Source organism: Neorhizobium tunisiense (assembly GCF_039631515.1).
In the GTDB taxonomy this organism is placed as follows: Bacteria; Pseudomonadota; Alphaproteobacteria; order Rhizobiales; family Rhizobiaceae; genus Neorhizobium.
In genome coordinates, this window is the sequence record NZ_JBDIUU010000003.1 from 420,586 (window position 1) to 440,000 (window position 19,415).

The window sequence follows — 19,415 nt, forward strand, 5'->3', positions numbered from 1 at the left end:
CTTCACTTCAGTTCGCTGAGGGCCACGGGGGCCACGTCGTTATATTCCTGGTTCTCGCCGGTCATGCCCCAGACGAATGCATATTGCGCCGTGCCGGCGCCCATATGGATCGACCAGGCGGGCGACAGAACCGCGTCGAGGTTCTTGACCACGAGGTGGCGCGTTTCTTCCGGGCGGCCCATCAGGTGGATGACCCGTTCGTCTTCGGGCAGGTCGAAATAGCAATAGGCTTCCATGCGGCGCTCGTGCAGGTGCGGTGGCATGGTGTTCCAGATGCTGCCGTCGGCCAGATCGGTGATGCCGAGCAGAAGCAGGCAGGACGGGGTGACTTCCGGATGGATGTACATGCGGAGGTTCCGCAGATTGGCGCGCTTGGCATCGCCGAAGGTCAGCATCTTGGATTCCGACCGCTTGATGAGGCGGTGGGGGATATCGGCGCCGGCGGGAACGGAGTTCATGTAGAACCGGGCCGGCTTGTCGGCAGAGGCGCTGGCGACGGAGATGTCCTGGGCGCCGCGGCCGACATAAAGCACGTCGCGATTTTCCAGAGTGTAACTCTTGCCGTCGACCGAGACGACGCCGGTGCCGCCGAGATTGGCGATGCCCATTTCGCGGGCCGACAGCAGGAAGGGCGTGCCGATGTCCTCGCCCGAGCCGAAGCTCAGCGTGGACGATACCGGAACCGCGCCGCCGACGATGAGGCGGTCGACATGGGTATAGGTGAAGGAGACCTTGTCGGCCTGGAACAGGTCTTCCATCAGGAATTCGGCGCGCAGGCGCGCGGTGTCGTAAGCCTTGATGTCGTTAGGGCCGGCCCCGTAGAGAACTTTCATCGTCATGCCGTCTCGCTTCCCGGTTCCACATGCCGGATGGCTTCGGAGAGGCAGAGGATCGAAAGCGCCTGTCCATAGCCGGTCGGCTGGATGGGGATATCCCGATAGAATTGCAGATCATGGCCCATGCGCGTCCCGTAGGAGACGTTGAGCACGGTGCCGGTTTCGTCGATATTGGCGAGCACCGCTTCAACGGCCTTGAGGCCGGCGATGCGCCATTCATGGGTGCCAAGCCCGAGGCGATAGCCCTTGAGCAGGCCGTAACCGAAGCCGGCCGTGGCCGAGATTTCCTCGTAGGACGACGGATCGTCGAGCAGGGTGCGCCAGGCGCCGGAAGCAGCCTGCAGCGGCAGCAACGCGTTGACCTGCGCCGTCAGCACGCCGAGCAGGAAGTCCTTTACCGGCTTCGAAACCTCGGCGAGGTCGAAAAGATCGAGCATGCCGGCGGTAATCCAGGCGTTGCCGCGCGCCCAGCGGGCTTGCGCAAAATTGTGCCGGCCCTGAAACGTCCAGCCATGGAACCAGAGGCCGGTTTTGGTGTCGGCGAGATAACGGGAATGGACGAGGAACTGGCGGGCCGCTTCATCGACCAGTTCGCGGCGGCCGCTCGCTTCGCCGTAGGAGGCGAGGAAGAGGGCGACCATATAAAGCGTATCGTCCCAGAGTTCGTCGTCGTTCACCTTGTCGGAGACGTGATGCTCGAAGGCGCCTTCCTCGGTGCGGCCCATCTGGCTCATGACCCGGTCGGCCCAGGCGTCGAGCACCGGCTGCCAGCGCGGATCGCGGGTTTCGCGCCAGAGAACGGACAGGCCGAGCATCGGCGCCGTGGTGTTGACGTTGAGCGAGGGAAGGCCGGCTTCGATGCGGGCCGCATACCAGTTCTCGATCAGCGCCTTCAGATCGTCGCGGCCGGTGAACAGCCACAGCCGGATCAGGCCGTAGAGGCCGACGCCCTGCGGCCATTCCCAGCTTTCGAAAGAGATATAGTCGCCGGCGGTTCCGTCGAGATTGGGTTCGTGGAAACGACCGTCGTCACGAAGCCCGGTCATGCCGGTCACGAGGCGGTCAAGTTTTTCACGGATGTCCCGGGCTGAAAGGCCCATGTCTCAATTCCTCCCTTTGCAGCAGCATTTGCTGCGCAGCATTTCGATCCGCGTCTCCCGAGCGGCAGTTCTATGAAAACATCTGAAAATTGATTGCGCAATCTGAAAATTTTTTGCAGTGTGCGCATCCATGAACGGAGGATGCCATGGCAGCGACGATCGTGCCGGGCAAGCGCGGCAAGAAAAGCCGGCGGGTGCGGCTGGAGGATATTGCAGGAAAGGTGGGCGTGTCGCTGAGCACCGTATCGCGGGCGCTGGCCGGCGAGAAGGGCGTGCGCGCCGACATCCGCCAGCGGATCATGGAGGCAGCGAAAGACGCCAATTACGCAATGCCGACGCCGGTCGCCGGCAAGAAGGTGATCCTGGCAGCTTCGAGCGCGGCGATGATCGACTATGTGCGCAACCAGTTCACGCTCTATGTGCTGGAAGGGTTGCGCGATCGCGCCCAGGCTCTCGGGCTCGAGATCGTCACCCGCGCGGTCGCCGATCAGTCGGAGGAGAAGGTGGTTCTGGAGGAGGCGCTGGTCGATCCGGACGTCGCGGGATTGCTGTTCTTGACCGTCGACGACGAAGGAATGCTCGAGGCCACCCGCGGTTTCGGCAAGCCGGTCGTGTTGATCAACGGTGACGATCCGATGATGCGGCTGTCGAGCGTGACCCCCTGCAATCGCTCGGCCGCGCATCTGGCCACCGACTATCTCATCCGGCTAGGCCACAAACGCATCCTCTTCCTGATGCGCCCCGGCCGGCGGACGATCGACCGACGCCGCGAAGGCTGGCAGGATGCCTTCCAGCATCACGGTCTGCCCTGTCCCCCGGATCTCGTCGTGCCAGTCGAGGACTGGCTGCCGGAGCTTGCCGCCCAGGCGATCAGCGAGCGGTTGCGCAGGAACGGGCTCGATTTCACGGCCGTGCTGACGGCGGGCGACAGTCTCGCAGTCGGTGCGATGATGGGCGTGCAGCAGATGGGATATACCGTGCCGGGCGACGTTTCGGTGATGGGCATGGACGACCTGCCGCAGGCCGCCTTCCTCAATCCACCGCTGACGACCGTGCATGTTCCGATGCGCGAGCTCGGCGCCGTGGCGCTCGATCTTTTGCGGGACGGGATGACCGGATTTGCAAATCCGGCGCGGCGGGTGGAGCTTGCCTGTCACATCGCCGAGCGCCAATCGACCGGGCCGGCCAGAGGTTGACCCCGGCCAGATCGGTTATTCATGCTCCATTCAGAGCCGTGCTGGAACAATGGGAATGTCTCGAACATTGATATCCGGCGAAATCCGTTCGACAGATGGTCAGTCCGGTTCGCGCGTTATTCGGTTTCTCAGGAGGAAGCCCGTGAAGAAAATTCTGATGTCCGCTGCGGCACTTTGCGCCCTGTTCGCGGCGCCGTCGATGGCGGATGCGGCCGTGCGCGGGGTTGCCACGGCCAATGTCAACATGCGGTCCGGGCCAAGCACCGGCTATCCGGCCGTCGACGTCGTCCCGGTCGGCGCGGCGGTAACGATCTACGGCTGCATGAGCAGCGTCAACTGGTGCGACGTCGCCTTCGTCGGCGGCCGCGGCTGGGTGTCGGGCAACTACGTGCAGGCGACCTATCGCTCCAATCGTGTCTATGTCGCCCCCGACTATTACGAGGGCCTCGGCATTCCGATGGTCACATTCGACGTCGGCAACTATTGGGGCCGCTACTATCGCAACCGCGACTTCTACCGCGATCGTGATCGCTGGGACCGCTACGACTGGAGACGCGATGCACGGCTTCCGCCGCCTCCGCCCCTGCCGCCGCGCTGGGATCGTGACGGAACTCCACGCTGGGATCGGGACCGCAGTTGGCGGCCGGGCGACCAGCAGCCGCCGCTTCCGCCAGTCTGGCAGGGAGATCGCGACCGTTTCTACAGAGATCGAGGTTGACTGCGGCCCGATCCTTCTGCGGTTCGGCCGTGACGGTGACCCGCAACCCGAACTGCTGATCCCGCCCAAAAATTTAAGGAGGCTGCCTTACGGGTGGCCTTTTTTTGCGCTCGGCATGAGCAAGCTCACGCCGAAGCGTACCGTTCGGCCATGTTCTGACCATTGCGCCTTTTCAGCCTTTTCGATAAGAGACGCCGCAACTCGATGATCCTGTCACAAACGACGGGATTTCGGGGCGGTTTGAAAGCAGGCGCCCAAGGCTCCCGAGCCTCTTGGCGAAACAGTGGTTTTTGTCGGTATGGCTCGCATCGTCATGAAGTTCGGCGGCACTTCGGTCGCCAATCTCGAACGCATTCACAACGTCGCGCGCCATGTGAAACGGGAGGTTGAGGCCGGGCACGAGGTCGCGGTCGTCGTCTCCGCCATGTCCGGCAAGACCAACGAGCTGGTCGGCTGGGTCCAGGACATGCCGAAGGTTTCCGGCGCCAACTCGCCTTTTTATGACGCGCGTGAATATGACGCCGTCGTCGCATCCGGCGAGCAGGTGACGTCCGGCATCCTTGCCATCGCGCTGCAGTCGATGGGGATCAATGCCCGGTCCTGGCAGGGCTGGCAGATCCCGATCCGCACCGACAGCGCCCATGGCGCCGCGCGGATCATGGAGATCGACGGGTCCGAGATCATCAAGCGGATGGGCGAGGGCCAGGTGGCCGTCGTCGCCGGTTTCCAGGGGCTCGGCCCCGACAACCGGATTGCGACGCTCGGCCGCGGCGGGTCCGACACCTCGGCGGTGGCGATCGCGGCCGCGGTCAAGGCCGACCGCTGCGATATCTATACGGATGTCGACGGCGTCTACACGACCGATCCGCGCATCGTGCCCCAGGCGCGGCGCATGAAGAAGGTTTCCTTCGAGGAAATGCTCGAAATGGCATCGCTCGGTTCGAAGGTTCTGCAGGTGCGCTCGGTCGAGCTCGCCATGGTCCACAAGGTCCGCACCTTCGTGCGCTCCAGTTTTGAGGATCCCGATGCACCGGGCATGGGTGACCTTCTGAACCCGCCCGGTACTTTGATTTGCGACGAGGAAGAAATCGTGGAACAGGAAGTCGTCACCGGCATCGCCTATGCCAAGGATGAAGCGCAGATTTCGCTCCGGCGCCTGGCCGACCGGCCGGGCGTGTCGGCGGCGATCTTCGGCCCGCTTGCCGAAGCGCATATCAATGTCGACATGATCGTGCAGAACACGTCGGAAGACGGCTCGCGCACGGACATGACCTTCACGGTGCCTTCCGGCGACGTGCAGAAGGCCATGAAGGTGCTCGACGACAACAAGGAAAAAATCGGCTTCGACGTAGTCCAGACCGAATCAGGCCTGGCGAAAGTGTCGGTCATCGGTATCGGCATGCGTAGCCATGCGGGCGTTGCGGCGCACGCTTTCAAGGCACTTGCCGAAAAAGGCATCAACATCAAGGCGATCACCACCTCGGAAATCAAGATTTCGATCCTGATCGACGGTGCCTATTCGGAACTCGCTGTTCGGACTTTGCATTCCGCCTACGGTCTCGATAAGAGTTGAGAATGAACCGTTTGGACGCGCCGGCAGTTGCGGGCGCCGTCTTGCGGTTGGGGTGACCTCGTTTCGGGAGAACATAGGCGATGAGAGACCTGTCGGCAGGTCCGCGCGTTCTGTTGAAGCGGCTACGCGAGTTGATGGCGGAGCCGCTCGAGCCACAGGAGCGCCTTGACCGGATCGTCCGCCAGATCGCCAGCAACATGGTCGCCGAGGTCTGCTCGGTCTATGTGCTCCGCTCCGACGGTGTTCTCGAACTCTACGCGACCGAAGGCCTCAACAAGGAAGCCGTCCACACTTCGCAGTTGAAGATGGGCCAGGGCCTTGTCGGCACGATCGCCGCCTCCGCGCAGCCGCTCAACCTTTCCGATGCGCAGGCGCATCCGGCTTTCCGTTACCTCCCGGAAACCGGCGAGGAAATCTACCATTCCTTCCTCGGCGTGCCGATTCTCCGGGCCGGCCGCACGCTTGGCGTTCTCGTCGTCCAGAACAAGGCGAGCCGCAACTATCGCGAGGACGAGGTCGAGGCGCTCGAAACCACCGCGATGGTGATCGCCGAGATGATCGCCACCGGCGAGCTCAAGAAGATCACGAGGCCCGGCCTCGAACTCGACCTCACCCGCGCCATTACGATCGACGCCGACGCCTATAACGAAGGCATCGGCCTTGGCCATGTGGTGCTGCACGAGCCGCGCATCGTCGTCACCAATCTCCTCAACGAGGATGCGGAGAAGGAAGTCACGCGGCTGGCGGAAGCGCTCGGCTCCTTGCGCATCTCGATCGACGACATGCTGTCGCGCCGCGAAGTATCCCAGGAAGGCGAGCATCGCGAGGTGCTCGAAACCTACCGGATGTTCGCCTACGACCAGGGCTGGGTCCGCCGCATGGAAGAGGCGATCCACAACGGGCTGACGGCGGAAGCCGCGGTCGAGAAGGTCCAGAGCGACACCAAGGCGCGGATGATGCGCCTGACCGATCCTTATCTGCGCGAGCGGATGCATGATTTCGACGATCTCGCCAACCGGCTTCTGCGCCAGCTGACGGGCTTTTCCGGCCGCGCCTTCGATGAAGGTTTCCCGACGGACGCCATCATTCTCGCCCGCGCCATGGGTGCGGCCGAGCTGCTCGATTATCCGCGCGCCAGCCTGCGAGGCCTGGTGCTCGAAGACGGCGCGGTGACGAGCCATGTGGTGATCGTCGCCCGTGCCATGGGCATTCCGGTCGTGGGACAGGCGGCGGGCGTGGTGGCGCTTGCCGAAAACGGTGATGCGATCATCATCGACGGCGACGACGGCCAGCTTCACCTGCGGCCGGTCCTCGACCTGCAGAAGGCCTACGAGGAAAAGGTACGCCTGCGGGCCCGCCGCCAGGAACAGTTCAAGGCACTGAGAGATGTCGAGCCGCTGACTAAGGACGGCAAGCGCATCAGCCTGCAGATGAATGCCGGCCTGCTGGTGGATCTGCCGCAGCTTGCCGAGTCCGGGGCCGACGGCATCGGCCTGTTCCGCACCGAGTTGCAGTTCATGATCGCCTCGACCATGCCGAAGCTCGAGGAGCAGGAGAGCTTCTATCGCAACGTCATCAAGCAGGCGGCCGGCCGCCCGGTGACGTTCCGTACCCTCGATATCGGCGGCGACAAGGTCGTCTCCTATTTCCGGGCCCAGGAAGAAGAGAACCCGGCGCTCGGCTGGCGCGCGATCCGCCTGTCGCTTGATCGTCCTGGCCTGCTGCGCACCCAGCTTCGGGCGCTGCTCCGGGCTTCCGCCGGCGCCGAACTCAAGATGATGCTGCCGATGGTGACCGAGGTTTCGGAAATCCACGCGGTGCGGGAACTGCTGCAGAAGGAAGTGCAGCATCTTTCGAAATTCGGCCATAGCCTGCCGCGCAAGCTGCAGTTCGGGGCGATGCTGGAAGTGCCGGCGCTGATGTGGCAGCTCGACGAGCTGATGGCGGAAGTGGATTTCGTCTCGGTCGGTTCCAACGATCTGTTTCAGTTCACGATGGCGGCCGACCGCGGCAACGCCCGGGTTTCCGACCGTTTCGACAATCTCGGCAAGCCGTTCCTGCGCATTCTGCGCGATATCGCGCGGGCCGGCGAACGTAACAAGACAGTGGTGACGCTGTGTGGCGAGATGGCGGGCAAGCCGCTCTCGGCCATGGCTCTGCTCGGGGTCGGTTTCCGCTCGGTTTCCATGTCACCGACCTCGATCGGGCCGGTGAAGGCGATGCTGCTCGGACTTGACATCGACCAGTTGTCGGCAGAATTGAACGCGGCGCTCGACGATATAAGGTCGTCGGAGCCGATCCGCGCGCTGCTTGTGCGGTTCGCCGAGGCCAACAATATTCCCGTCTAGCGGATAAAAAGAATAAACGGAGTTAGTGGGTGGCGAAGCTTCCTGTCGAAAAGATGCGCGAGCTGGAACGCCGGTTCGGCGAGATCGAGGCGCGCATGGCGGAAGGCCCTGCCGCCGACGTCTATGTGAAGCTGGCGTCCGAATATTCCGAACTGCAGCCGGTGGTGCACAAGATCCGCGAATATCAGAAGACCGTCGATGAAGTCGCCGATCTCAGAGCCATGCTCTCCGACAAGGCGACCGACCGCGAGATGCACGAGCTTGCGGAAATGGAGCTGCCGGAGGCCGAGGAACGGCTCGAGGCGCTCGAAAAAGACATGCAGCTTCTGCTGCTGCCCAAGGACGCGGCCGACGAGAGAAGCGCCATCCTTGAAATTCGCGCCGGTACCGGGGGTAACGAGGCCGCACTTTTCGCCGGCGACCTGTTCCGCATGTATGAGCGGTATGCATCGACCAAGGGCTGGAAGGTGGAGGTGCTGTCCGCCAGCGAAGGCGAGGCGGGCGGCTACAAGGAAATCATCGCGACGGTCACCGGGCGCGGCGTCTTCTCCAAGCTGAAGTTCGAATCTGGCGTGCACCGCGTGCAGCGCGTGCCCGACACGGAAGCGAGCGGCCGCATCCACACCTCGGCCGCGACCGTGGCGGTGATGCCGGAGGCCGAAGAGATCGACATCGAAATCAGGCCGGAAGACATCCGCATCGATACGATGCGCTCGTCGGGCGCCGGCGGCCAGCACGTCAATACGACCGACTCCGCCGTGCGCATCACCCACATGCCGAGCGGCATAGTGGTGACCAGTTCGGAAAAGTCGCAGCACCAGAACCGCGCCAAGGCGATGCAGGTGCTGCGCACCCGTCTCTACGATATGGAGCGCCAGAAGGCGGACAGCGAACGATCCGCCGACCGCAAGAGCCAGGTCGGTTCCGGCGACCGCTCCGAGCGCATCCGCACCTACAATTTCCCGCAGGGGCGGGTGACCGACCACCGCATCAACCTGACGCTCTACAAGCTCGACCGGATGATGGAAGGCGATATCGACGAAGTGGTCGATGCGCTGATTTCCGACTATCAGGCCGGCCAGCTCGCGCAGCTCGGCGAGCAACAGGGATGACGACACTTTCGGCAGCCGTCACGGACGCCAGATCGCGGTTTTCGGCGGCGGGCCTGCCGGATGCGGCAATCGAGGCGCGGCTGCTGATCGGCGGGCTGCTCGGGCTTTCGAGCACCGAAGTCTTCACCGGCGGCGAGCGGCTGCTGACCGAGGAGGAAACCTCCCGAATTGCAAAAGCGGTCGAGCGGCGCTTGAAACGGGAGCCGGTGCACCGCATATTAGGATCACGTGAATTCCATGGCATGGAGCTCCTGATTTCGAAGGAAACGCTGGAGCCGCGCCCGGACACCGAAATCCTGGTGGATTCGATACTTGCCTATCTGAGGCAGATTGTCGCAGACAAGGGTTTTGCGCGTATCCTCGATCTTGGGACCGGCACCGGCGCGATCGCTCTCGCGCTTCTCAAGGAAAGCCCGGAGGCTCAAGGCATCGGCAGCGATATCTCGGAGGATGCGCTGCTAACGGCGACAGAAAATGCTGCCCGGTCGGGGATGTCCGAAAGATTTCAGGCGATCCGCAGCCATTGGTTCGACGCAATTTCGGGGTGTTTCGACATAATCGTGTCAAATCCGCCCTATATACGAAGCGATGTTATCCCCGCACTGGAACCGGAAGTCCGGGATTTTGATCCGCTGGCAGCGCTAGATGGAGGTCCGGATGGGCTTGAAGCCTATCGCGCGATTGCAGCGGGTGCAGGAGATTTCCTCGAAAAGGACGGCGTTATCGGCGTCGAGATCGGGTTCGATCAGAAGGAAACCGTGAGCGCGATTTTCCGTGTTGCCGGCTTTACGCTGGCGGAAGCGGTACGCGACTACGGCGATAATGATCGGGTTCTCATATTTACCGTGAATCATCCTTGATTTTGCAGGCAAAAGAAAAGGCTTGGATTCCCGGAGGAAGCGGGATAGCTTGCAGATACGCACTGGGACGGCTGGGAATGAACAGCGATTCGTTCGGGTTACAGGGCAACCCTTTGATCCTTCTCTTTTCGAAGAGTTGCGAAGGTTGAACAATTCCCGGTGCGTGAATCAGTTAATTTGACTTTCACAAGCGGCAGGACGCTTTGATCGGCCTGTGCGCGGCACGCGAAGTCTTGTTCGGCTCTGTCCGACAGGCCGCGTGGCCCCTTATCAGCGAAGACAGAGAATTGGTGAACGATAGATGAGGCCAGGACAGCAGAACAAACGCGGTCGAGGTCGCGGCAGTAACAATAATAGCAATAGCGGCGGCGGCGGCGGTGGAAATAACAACTTCAACCGCAAGGGCGGCAATCCTCTCAGCCGCACCTACGACAGCTCCGGCCCGGACGTGAAGATCCGCGGGACCGCCCAGCATATCGCCGAAAAGTATAGTCAACTCGCCCGTGATGCCCAAAGCTCCGGCGACCGCGTGATGGCGGAGAACTATCTCCAGCACGCCGAACACTACAACCGCATCATTGCCGCCGCGCAGGCGCAGATGCAGGACAGGTTCCAGCACGACAATCGTGGCGACTATCAGGATCGGGACGGCAACGTTCAGGATCAGGACGACATGGACAATAGTGAGGGCGAGGACAGCGGTTACTCGCAACAGCCGTCCATGGACGAAGCGCCGCAGCCGCAGGCTCAGCACCAGCAGCCTCGCCGGGAACAACGCGAGCCGCGTGAACAACGCGAACCTCGCGACCAGCGGGAACCCCGCGAACAGCGTGACCAGCAGCGCGACCGGCCCCGCCGTGAAAACCGTCAGGAACAGGCCGCAGCCGCAACTCCGGTCCCGGCCGCGGTCGCGCCACCTCAGCCGGTTGCCCCGGTCATGGATGGTTCCGGCCCGCAGCCGGTGATCGAAGGCACGCCTGCTGAAGTGGCGGTCGAGGAAGAGGCACAGGCAGAAGCCACGCCGCGCCGTCGTCGTGCCGCCGGCAGCCGCCCGCGTCGCCCGCGTCGTGGCGAAGGCGCCGGTGAAGAGGGTGGTTCCGAAGGCGAAGCCTCGGGCGACGGCTCGCAGCCGGCCCTGGCGGATGCTGCTTCCGAATAAGCCCACGGGCGGGAATAACCAGATCAAGAAGGCCGCTCGGGAAACCGGGCGGCCTTTTTCTTCGAGCAAGAATCGCCCTTCTGCTTCAGGCCCGAGTTTGGCGCCGATCGCGGACCGAGCGGGCAAGCTCTTCGAGCGCCAAGACCGATGTTTCCCAGTCGATGCAGCCGTCGGTGATGCTCTGGCCGTAGGTGAGCGGCTTGCCGGGCACCAGATCCTGGCGGCCGCCGACGATATTGCTCTCGATCATCATGCCCTTGATGGCCATGTTGCCTGCAGCGATCTGCGCCGCGACGTTTTTGACGACCAGCGGCTGGTTCATCGGATCCTTGCCGCTGTTGGCGTGGCTGGCGTCGATGAGGATGCGCGGCTCCAAACCGCGTTTTGCGGCGTCCCTGGAAACGGCCTCGACATCGGCCGCCTCGTAGTTCGGCTGCTTGCCGCCGCGAAGGATGACGTGGCAATCCTCGTTGCCTGTCGTCGTGGCGATCGCGGCCCGGCCGTCCTTGGTCACCGCCGGAAAATGGTGTGTCTGCGAGGCGGCCAGTATGGCATCGAGCGCAACCGCGACGCCGCCATCGGTGCCGTTCTTGAAGCCGATCGGGCAGGAGAGGCCGGATGCCAGCTGGCGGTGCACCTGGCTTTCGGTCGTCCGCGCACCGATCGCGCCCCAGCTGACGAGGTCGGCGATATATTGCGGCGTGATCGTATCGAGGAATTCGCAGCCGGCCGGAAGGCCCGTCGCATTGATGTCCAGAAGAAGCTGCCGGGCGATCCTCAAACCCTCTTCGATGCGGTAGCTGCCATCGAGATGCGGGTCGTTCATCAGGCCCTTCCAGCCAACGGTGGTGCGCGGCTTTTCGAAATAGACGCGCATGACGATTTCGAGATCGCCACTGAAACGTCGTCGCTGTTCTTCGAGCCGGGCCGCATAGTCCCTTGCGGCAACGGGATCGTGGATCGAACAGGGACCGATGATCACGATCAGCCGGTCGTCCTCGCCATGCAGGATGCGGTGCACGGTGTCGCGCGTGCGGGTGACGGTCTCGGTGACCGCATCATTGCGCGGGATTTCGGCGATGATGCCGGCGGGCATGGTTAGAGGGGTGAGTTCGACGATACGGCGATCATCGACGGTATTGGCATTTGGCACGGGCATGGCTCCTGTTTGGTCATACCGTGCGGAATTGAAAAAGCCGCCAGGTAGACTAGCGGCTTGAGGGAATGTCGTTGCGTCGAAATCAGCTACGCACGGACCCGCATCCGCTGGGAAAGCGGTAGCTATAAAATCGCGATGCGTAGGCGGACTTGATCGACATGGGGCTTCTCTATTCGCTGGATCGTGGACTGTCACGCGGAAATTTGTGACGTTCTTGCGTAACCGGAGCAAATTTCCGGGCAAGCGACAAACCAGTGGATACAATCCAACGCTTGGTACCCCGCGCCCACGACCGTCCTTCCGGCTCGCGGAAAGTCGCCGCGCACTAAGCCCTGAGAACTTTCCTAGCTAAGAGCAACTATCCTGAGGTAAGCACATTTACGTGATGGTACCGATTCGTCTCGGCCTAGTTCAGGCGAACGGTTCTACGAGGACGCTTAGAAAATGGAAGAAACCAGCCCAACATTGACGCAGGTGCAGATTATTCAATCTCTCGCGGAGGCGTTGAATTGGTTTGAAAAAGAACTGAGCTGGGGTGTGGCGCCTGCCGGACTCAACCATTTGACTGGCCGAATAGGCGAACTCTACGCCGCAATGATTACGCGCGGGCAAATGGCGCTTGAGACCAAGCAGCGAGGCTATGATGTCGTTTCAGCACTGAATGAACGCATATCCGTCAAGACGATCACCAGCTCAACTCAGGTGTCTTTCAATTCCAGGACATTTGAACTCGTAGATCGGGTCATGATCTTTCGCATCAATGTAGATGAGGAAAGAGGCGTCTCTGTCGAAGAGCTATTTGATGAGGCTGCCGACGTTGCCCGGGCAAAGCTGCGCGACGATGGATCGAAGCTTTATTACTCGGTCGGTCAAGCTCGCGAGCAGCGCCCGGTCGAGCAATTACGGATCACCGACCGTGCAAGGTATTCGGACTTTGAGATTGTCAGGTACGAGAGCGCCGCTATTCGTATTTTGGGTGACGGCGGTGTCCTACCTAAAGTCGTCATGGAGGTTTTACGGCCAATCGCTGCCGAAATTGGGGTGGACGTGCTGAATTCCAAAGGTGGCGTTAAGAATACGCAGACGCTGGGTGCTGATGTTATCCGCGCCCTGAACGCGCGAACGACAACCGCTTATTGAAAGGTCGCGCCTTGAACGAGTCCGTGGGTGTCCGGGAATTTGCTCCGCTTACCGTTTTTTGCTGACGGATTTTGAGCTTCTGAACTCTTTAAACATGAGAATCCGCTTACCATATCTCCAGCAACGCCGAAACTTCGGCAGGGCTTGCCTTTGAGGGAGCTCAATCTCAATCATCGGTCCGTGCCTTATCAAGGGCGGGTCGATCACTGGAGGTATCACAATGAACATCGAAAAATACTCCGAGCGCGTCCGCGGTTTCCTGCAGTCGGCTCAGACCCAGGCTTTGGCTTCGGGTCATCAGCAGTTCACTCCTGAACATGTGCTGAAGGTGCTGCTCGACGACGACCAGGGCATGGCGTCCTCGCTCATCGATCGCGCCGGCGGCAACGCCAAGGAAGCGCGCATTGCCAATGATGCTGCACTCGCCAAGCTTCCCAAGGTCTCCGGCGGCAGTGGCGAGATTTATCTCTCCCAGCCGCTCGCCAAGGTTTTTTCGACCGCGGAAGAGGCCGCCAAGAAGGCCGGCGACAGTTTCGTCACCGTCGAACGCCTGCTTCTGGCGCTTGTCATCGAAAGCTCGGCTTCCACATCTGCGACCCTGAAAAAGGCCGGAGTGACCGCGCAGGGGCTCAACCAGGTCATCAACGAGATCCGCAAGGGCCGCACCGCTGACGGCGCCAATGCCGAGGCCGGTTTCGACGCACTGAAGAAATATGCGCGCGATCTCACGGCGGAAGCCCGTGACGGCAAGCTCGATCCGGTGATCGGCCGCGACGACGAAATCCGCCGCACGATCCAGGTTCTCTCCCGCCGCACCAAGAACAACCCGGTGCTGATCGGTGAACCCGGCGTCGGCAAGACGGCGATCGCCGAGGGCCTGGCGCTGCGCATCATCAATGGCGACGTGCCGGAAAGCCTTAAAGAGAAGAAGCTGATGGCGCTCGACATGGGTGCCTTGATCGCCGGCGCGAAATATCGCGGCGAGTTCGAGGAGCGCCTGAAGAGCGTGCTCAACGAGGTGCAGTCGGAAAACGGCGAGATCATCCTGTTCATCGACGAGATGCACACGCTGGTCGGTGCCGGCAAGTCCGACGGCGCGATGGATGCGTCCAACCTCCTGAAGCCGGCGCTTGCCCGCGGCGAGCTTCACTGCGTCGGCGCCACCACGCTCGACGAGTACCGCAAGCATGTGGAAAAGGATCCCGCACTTGCCCGTCGCTTCCAGCCGGTCATGGTCGAGGAACCGACGGTCGAGGACACGATCTCGATCCTGCGCGGGCTGAAGGAAAAATACGAGCAGCACCATAAGGTCCGGATTTCGGATTCGGCCCTGGTTGCGGCTGCGACGCTGTCCAACCGCTACATCACCGACCGTTTCCTGCCCGACAAGGCGATCGACCTGATGGATGAGGCTGCTTCGCGGCTGCGCATGCAGGTGGATTCCAAGCCGGAGGAACTCGACGAACTCGACCGCCGCATCATGCAGCTGAAGATCGAACGCGAAGCCCTGAAGAAGGAAACCGACAGCGCCTCGGCCGACCGGCTGCAGAGGCTGGAAAGCGAAGTCACCTCGCTCGAGGAGCAGGCGGATGCGCTGACGGCCCGCTGGCAGGCGGAAAAGCAGAAGCTCGGCCTTGCCGCCGATCTCAAGAAGCAGCTCGACGAGGCTCGCAACGAGTTGGCGACTGCCCAGCGCAAGGGTGAGTTCCAGCGTGCCGGGGAGCTTACCTATGGCGTGATCCCCGAGCTGGAAAAGCGCCTCGTGGAAGCCGAAGCCCAGGACAGTTCGACCAATGCGATGGTGCAGGAAGTCGTGAACCCGGATGCGATCGCCCATGTGGTGTCGCGCTGGACCGGCATTCCGGTCGACAAGATGCTGGAAGGCGAGCGCGACAAGCTGCTGCGCATGGAGGACGAACTGGCGAAGTCGGTCGTCGGCCAGGGCGATGCGGTCCAGGCCGTCTCGCGCGCGGTTCGGCGTTCGCGCGCCGGGCTGCAGGATCCGAACCGGCCGATCGGCTCGTTCATTTTCCTCGGCCCGACCGGTGTCGGTAAGACAGAGCTGACAAAATCTCTCGCCCGCTTCCTGTTCGACGACGAAACGGCGATGGTGCGCATGGACATGTCGGAATACATGGAGAAGCACTCCGTGGCCCGGCTGATCGGTGCGCCTCCGGGTTATGTCGGTTATGACGAAGGCGGCGCGCTGACCGAAGCCGTCCGCCGCAAGCCCTATCAGGTCGTGCTGTTCGACGAGATCGAGAAGGCGCATCCTGATGTGTTCAACGTTCTCCTGCAGGTGCTCGACGACGGTCGCCTGACGGACGGGCAGGGCCGCACGGTCGACTTCAAGAACACGATGATCATCATGACCTCCAATCTCGGGGCGGAATATCTGACCGCTCTTCGGGAGGACGAGGATTCCGAAAGCGTGCGCGAGCAGGTAATGAGCGTGGTGAAAGCCTCGTTCCGGCCTGAATTCCTCAACCGCGTCGATGAGATCATCCTGTTCCATCGCCTGAAGCGCAACGAGATGGGTGCGATTGTCGATATCCAGATGAAGCGGCTGCTGTCGCTTCTGGCGGAACGGAAGATCAGCATCGATCTCGGTCCGGACGCCCGCGAGTGGCTGGCCGACAAGGGTTATGATCCCGTCTATGGCGCTCGTCCGCTGAAGCGGGTGATCCAGAAATACATGCAGGACCCGCTCGCCGAGCAGATTCTCGGTGGCCAGATCCCGGACGGCTCGGCCGTTGCGGTCTCGGCCGGTTCGGACCGGCTGCTGTTCCGGGTCAAGCGGGTTGTGAGCGAGGCTGCGTAGGTCAGGTCGAACATTCAAGGCAGAACGGCGGCTCCGGCCGCCGTTTTCGTCTGCGCCCGGGGCCGGTCTGGTAACAGCCTTAGCGGCTGGCGACCTCGTCGGCCGACTGGGTGTTGAGCAGCGTATCGATGCGCTTGCGTTCCTCTTCGAAACGGGCGAGCGCCTTGCCGTTCAGCGAATTGCCACCCGGCAGGCGGATCTTCATCGCATCGACCTTGGTGCCGTTGACGATCAGTTCGTAATGAAGGTGGGTGCCGGTCGACTGGCCGGTCGAGCCGACATAGCCGATCACCTGGCCCTGGGTGACCTTGGCGCCTTCGCGAACCCCCGGCGCGATCGCGCTCTGGTGATTGTAGGAGGAGACATAGCCATTGGCGTGGCGGATGAGCGTCTGGTTGCCGTAGCCGCCGGAATCCCAGCCGGCCTTTTCGACGACACCGTTGCCCGTGGCGATGATCGGCGTGCCGCGCGGGGCGGCCCAGTCGGTGCCGGTATGCATGAGGGCCTTACCCAGGATCGGATGGCCGCGCATGCCGAAGCCGGAGGTCATGCGGCCGTTCGGAAGCGGGTTGCGCAGCAGGAACTGGCGGATGCTCTTGCCGTCCTCGTCGAAATAGTCGACTGAATTGTCGTCGGGGTTCTGGAAGCGGTAGAAGCGGCTCGTCGTGTCGCCGAAACGGGCGTTCACGTAGAGCAGCTGGGAATCCTTGTTCGCCTGGCCCTTGTCGTCGGCGACCGAGAAGAAGGCCTCGATCTTGTCCGTCGGTTTCAACTGGGCCTGCAGATCGACATTGCTGGCGAGCAGTTTTACCAGCGTGCCGGTCATCTCCCTGCTCATGCCGTAGGAGAGGGCGGCCCGGTAGATGCCGTCGTAGACGCGCGGCAGTTCGCGGCCGGCGAGGATCTGGGCCGGCTGCTCGCTGAAGGCCGAGGCGACCGCATCCAGCATCGGCGGCTCCTGGCCGTCGACGAAGCGGCCATGATCGTCGAGAGCGACGGTTACCCGGTGGTCGCCGCGCCGATAGAGACTGGCGCGGACCACCAGAACCATGTCGCCTTCCTGGATGACGCCGATGCGCAGCACGTCGCCGACGGAAAGGTCGGCTTCGCCGAGGCGGGATTGCAGGTAGCCGGAAATCTCGCGGGCCTTGCCTTCCGGATAACCGACCTCGGTCATCGCCTGGCTGACCGTTTCGACCTTGCGCACTGGAATGATGTCGTCGGCATATTCGCGGGTACGCGAGTTGATCGCCTCAGGCGTCGATACCGATATGTTCTCCTCGACGACACGGGCCGAAAGACCGGCGGTGATATCGAGACCGCCGCCGTCGTCCTTCGACGAGAAGCGCTGCGGATCGACATAATAGAGCGCCGAAAGCTGGCTGTTGCCATCGGTGAGTACCGAGCCGTTGGAGCGGACGTTCTCTTCGACCTCCTCCAGCGTCATCGCCTGCGCGAAGGCATACATGCTGCCCTTGATGGGGAAGGCCACCGTTTGGAGACTGACCTCGGATTCGACGTTCGAACCGTAGATGACGCTGGCACGCGCGGCAGGCGGCGGCGTTTCGCTCGACGAGAAGATCGTCATCGGATCGAAGTTCGGGTAATCTTCCTGCGCCACGTGGTTTGCGGCAAGATTCATCTTCACATGCGCGAAGGGCTTGCGGCGGACGACTTCCTTATTGCCTTCGTGCACGACGGTCGAGACTTCCATTACCTTCCGGTCGGTCGGCATGGCGACGATATTGCCGCCGAGCAGCCGCTTGCCGCGTGAGGCTGCATCTGCATCGTTCGTCGGGATGGAGGCGGAGGCTTCGGCCGGGATGGCAAGCTGTTGCCGGCCGTCGAGGGCGGCAAACAAAGCAACGCCCATCAGAATGGAAGAGGTAATGCCGGTCAGGAAGGTGCCTGACAGCCAACGCAACGAAATCTCACGTCGATCCGGAGCGCGACGGCCGTCGGCGAGGATCGGCGGTTCGTTGCCGAGCGAGCGGATCATGCTGCGGGCCGTCATCATGCCAATTTAAGCCAGTCCCTGATACTCGTTATTGCCGTAGGCAGTTTTTATACTGCCTGCGGGACCTTGGGCCAAACATGTGCCCCTTTCAGCATGGAGAGTCAAATTAGTCACGTTGCAAACGCGTACACCGCCCGAGACGTCTTTTCGATTCCCTGCCGGGACCTTGGTAACCATGAGATTGTGAATTTGTCGGGGCGGTTTTGGGGCAGGGACCAAAAGGGAGGCGTTTCTGCTCGTCGCAAGGGTTCGAAAGTCCTCGGAAAAGCACGTTGCGGATAGTTTTTCGGAAATTACCGTTACATATCAGTGCCTTGTCGTTTTTCTCGATTTTTCTGAATCAATGCTGTTGACTTCAAATGGTGGTGGGCACTATAACCCGCTCACTGAACGAGGGCGGCGGCGCTGCTGGCGACGACGACTTTCGTTCTAAAGAAATCACTGATTGATTGGCGCATGCTGGTTGGGACCGGGTTACGGTTTGGTCTCTGAAAGCAGTGCTGTTCGGGAAGTTTTGACGGTTTGGCCTTTTGGTTTTGAAGCGTCGGTTATTTGACAATTGAAGATGAGAAGAAAGAGAAACGTGGTCGGCGGTTTTCGCGGGTGAAGCTTTCGGGCTTTGCTCATAGGAAGACAAATGACGGTCACGTTTTGAACAAGAGAACACCTGGTTTTTTGGCGCAGTGATGCGGTTTAAGATCATAGTGAGTTCTCGTCGATTCAGAACAAGAGTGATTAGTCGGATTGGATTCTCAACTTGAGAGTTTGATCCTGGCTCAGAACGAACGCTGGCGGCAGGCTTAACACATGCAAGTCGAGCGCCCCGCAAGGGGAGCGGCAGACGGGTGAGTAACGCGTGGGAATCTACCCATCCCTACGGAACAACTCCGGGAAACTGGAGCTAATACCGTATACGCCCTTCGGGGGAAAGATTTATCGGGGATGGATGAGCCCGCGTTGGATTAGCTAGTTGGTGGGGTAAAGGCCTACCAAGGCGACGATCCATAGCTGGTCTGAGAGGATGATCAGCCACATTGGGACTGAGACACGGCCCAAACTCCTACGGGAGGCAGCAGTGGGGAATATTGGACAATGGGCGCAAGCCTGATCCAGCCATGCCGCGTGAGTGATGAAGGTCTTAGGATTGTAAAGCTCTTTCACCGGAGAAGATAATGACGGTATCCGGAGAAGAAGCCCCGGCTAACTTCGTGCCAGCAGCCGCGGTAATACGAAGGGGGCTAGCGTTGTTCGGAATTACTGGGCGTAAAGCGCACGTAGGCGGATATTTAAGTCAGGGGTGAAATCCCAGAGCTCAACTCTGGAACTGCCTTTGATACTGGGTATCTTGAGTATGGAAGAGGTAAGTGGAATTGCGA

At 61.5% G+C, this 19,415-nt stretch carries 12 protein-coding genes, 1 rRNA gene and 1 pseudogene (1 of these 14 running past the window's edge); 10 read left to right on the forward strand and 4 right to left on the reverse strand.

Features of this window, described 5'->3' with window-relative positions; translation table 11 throughout:
* Positions 1 to 2: 2 nt before the first annotated feature.
* Together kduI and bglB are read right to left on the reverse strand one after the other, a co-directional pair.
* Positions 3 to 839 carry a 5-dehydro-4-deoxy-D-glucuronate isomerase gene (gene kduI, locus ABCW43_RS16165; RefSeq protein WP_345926190.1) on the reverse strand — a complete coding sequence of 279 codons (837 nt, stop codon included), beginning with the start codon at positions 837 to 839 and terminating at the stop codon, positions 3 to 5.
* On the reverse strand, positions 836 to 1,936 hold the full coding sequence (gene bglB / locus ABCW43_RS16170; protein ID WP_345926192.1) for a beta-galactosidase BglB: 1,101 nt from the start codon (positions 1,934 to 1,936) through the stop codon (positions 836 to 838). Before bglB ends, kduI begins: the two co-directional genes overlap by 4 nt.
* A gap of 146 nt (positions 1,937 to 2,082) precedes the next feature.
* On the opposite strand from bglB, the gene ABCW43_RS16175 reads away from it, so the two are divergent.
* From ABCW43_RS16175 to ABCW43_RS16205, 7 genes and pseudogenes are all read left to right on the forward strand, one after another.
* On the forward strand, positions 2,083 to 3,132 hold the full coding sequence (locus tag ABCW43_RS16175; protein WP_345926194.1) for a LacI family DNA-binding transcriptional regulator: 1,050 nt from the start codon (positions 2,083 to 2,085) through the stop codon (positions 3,130 to 3,132).
* Positions 3,133 to 3,274: 142 nt separating this feature from the next.
* Positions 3,275 to 3,844, forward strand: a pseudogene (locus ABCW43_RS16180) (SH3 domain-containing protein); the annotation flags it as partial.
* Positions 3,845 to 4,148: 304 nt separating this feature from the next.
* Positions 4,149 to 5,423: an aspartate kinase gene (locus tag ABCW43_RS16185; RefSeq protein ID WP_345926196.1), complete on the forward strand. Its 1,275-nt coding sequence runs from the start codon at positions 4,149 to 4,151 to the stop codon at positions 5,421 to 5,423.
* A gap of 80 nt (positions 5,424 to 5,503) precedes the next feature.
* Positions 5,504 to 7,771, forward strand: a complete 2,268-nt coding sequence (gene ptsP, locus ABCW43_RS16190) for a phosphoenolpyruvate--protein phosphotransferase (protein WP_345926198.1) — start codon at positions 5,504 to 5,506, stop codon at positions 7,769 to 7,771.
* A 29-nt stretch (positions 7,772 to 7,800) separates the two neighbouring features.
* Positions 7,801 to 8,883 (forward strand): peptide chain release factor 1, encoded by a 1,083-nt coding sequence (prfA, locus tag ABCW43_RS16195; RefSeq protein WP_345926200.1) that lies wholly within the window; start codon positions 7,801 to 7,803, stop codon positions 8,881 to 8,883.
* Entirely contained in the window at positions 8,880 to 9,743 is an 864-nt protein-coding gene (gene prmC / locus ABCW43_RS16200; protein ID WP_345926201.1) for a peptide chain release factor N(5)-glutamine methyltransferase, read from the forward strand. The genes prfA and prmC overlap by 4 nt, the downstream gene beginning before the upstream one ends.
* 301 nt (positions 9,744 to 10,044) lie before the next feature.
* The gene (locus tag ABCW43_RS16205) at positions 10,045 to 10,902 is read left to right on the forward strand and encodes a DUF4167 domain-containing protein (RefSeq protein WP_345926203.1); all 858 of its coding nucleotides are present in this window, start codon (positions 10,045 to 10,047) and stop codon (positions 10,900 to 10,902) included.
* Positions 10,903 to 10,987: 85 nt separating this feature from the next.
* Here ABCW43_RS16205 and ABCW43_RS16210 read toward each other — a convergent pair whose 3' ends face one another.
* Positions 10,988 to 12,055, reverse strand: coding sequence for a 3-deoxy-7-phosphoheptulonate synthase (locus ABCW43_RS16210; protein WP_345926205.1), 1,068 nt, complete (start codon positions 12,053 to 12,055; stop codon positions 10,988 to 10,990).
* A gap of 450 nt (positions 12,056 to 12,505) precedes the next feature.
* Here ABCW43_RS16210 and ABCW43_RS16215 point away from each other — a divergent pair, with 450 nt between their 5' ends.
* Together ABCW43_RS16215 and clpB are read left to right on the forward strand one after the other, a co-directional pair.
* Positions 12,506 to 13,201, forward strand: a complete 696-nt coding sequence (locus tag ABCW43_RS16215) for a DUF6998 domain-containing protein (protein ID WP_345926207.1) — start codon at positions 12,506 to 12,508, stop codon at positions 13,199 to 13,201.
* A 220-nt stretch (positions 13,202 to 13,421) separates the two neighbouring features.
* Positions 13,422 to 16,022 carry an ATP-dependent chaperone ClpB gene (gene clpB / locus ABCW43_RS16220; protein ID WP_345926209.1) on the forward strand — a complete coding sequence of 867 codons (2,601 nt, stop codon included), beginning with the start codon at positions 13,422 to 13,424 and terminating at the stop codon, positions 16,020 to 16,022.
* A gap of 79 nt (positions 16,023 to 16,101) precedes the next feature.
* Here the strand turns inward: clpB and ABCW43_RS16225 are convergent, their stop codons facing one another.
* A complete protein-coding gene (locus tag ABCW43_RS16225; protein WP_345926211.1) occupies positions 16,102 to 18,039 on the reverse strand; it encodes a M23 family metallopeptidase in 1,938 nt (645 codons plus the stop codon).
* Between the two features lie 753 nt (positions 18,040 to 18,792).
* On the opposite strand from ABCW43_RS16225, the gene ABCW43_RS16230 reads away from it, so the two are divergent.
* Positions 18,793 to 19,415, forward strand: a 16S ribosomal RNA gene (locus ABCW43_RS16230); it runs 858 nt beyond the window's last position.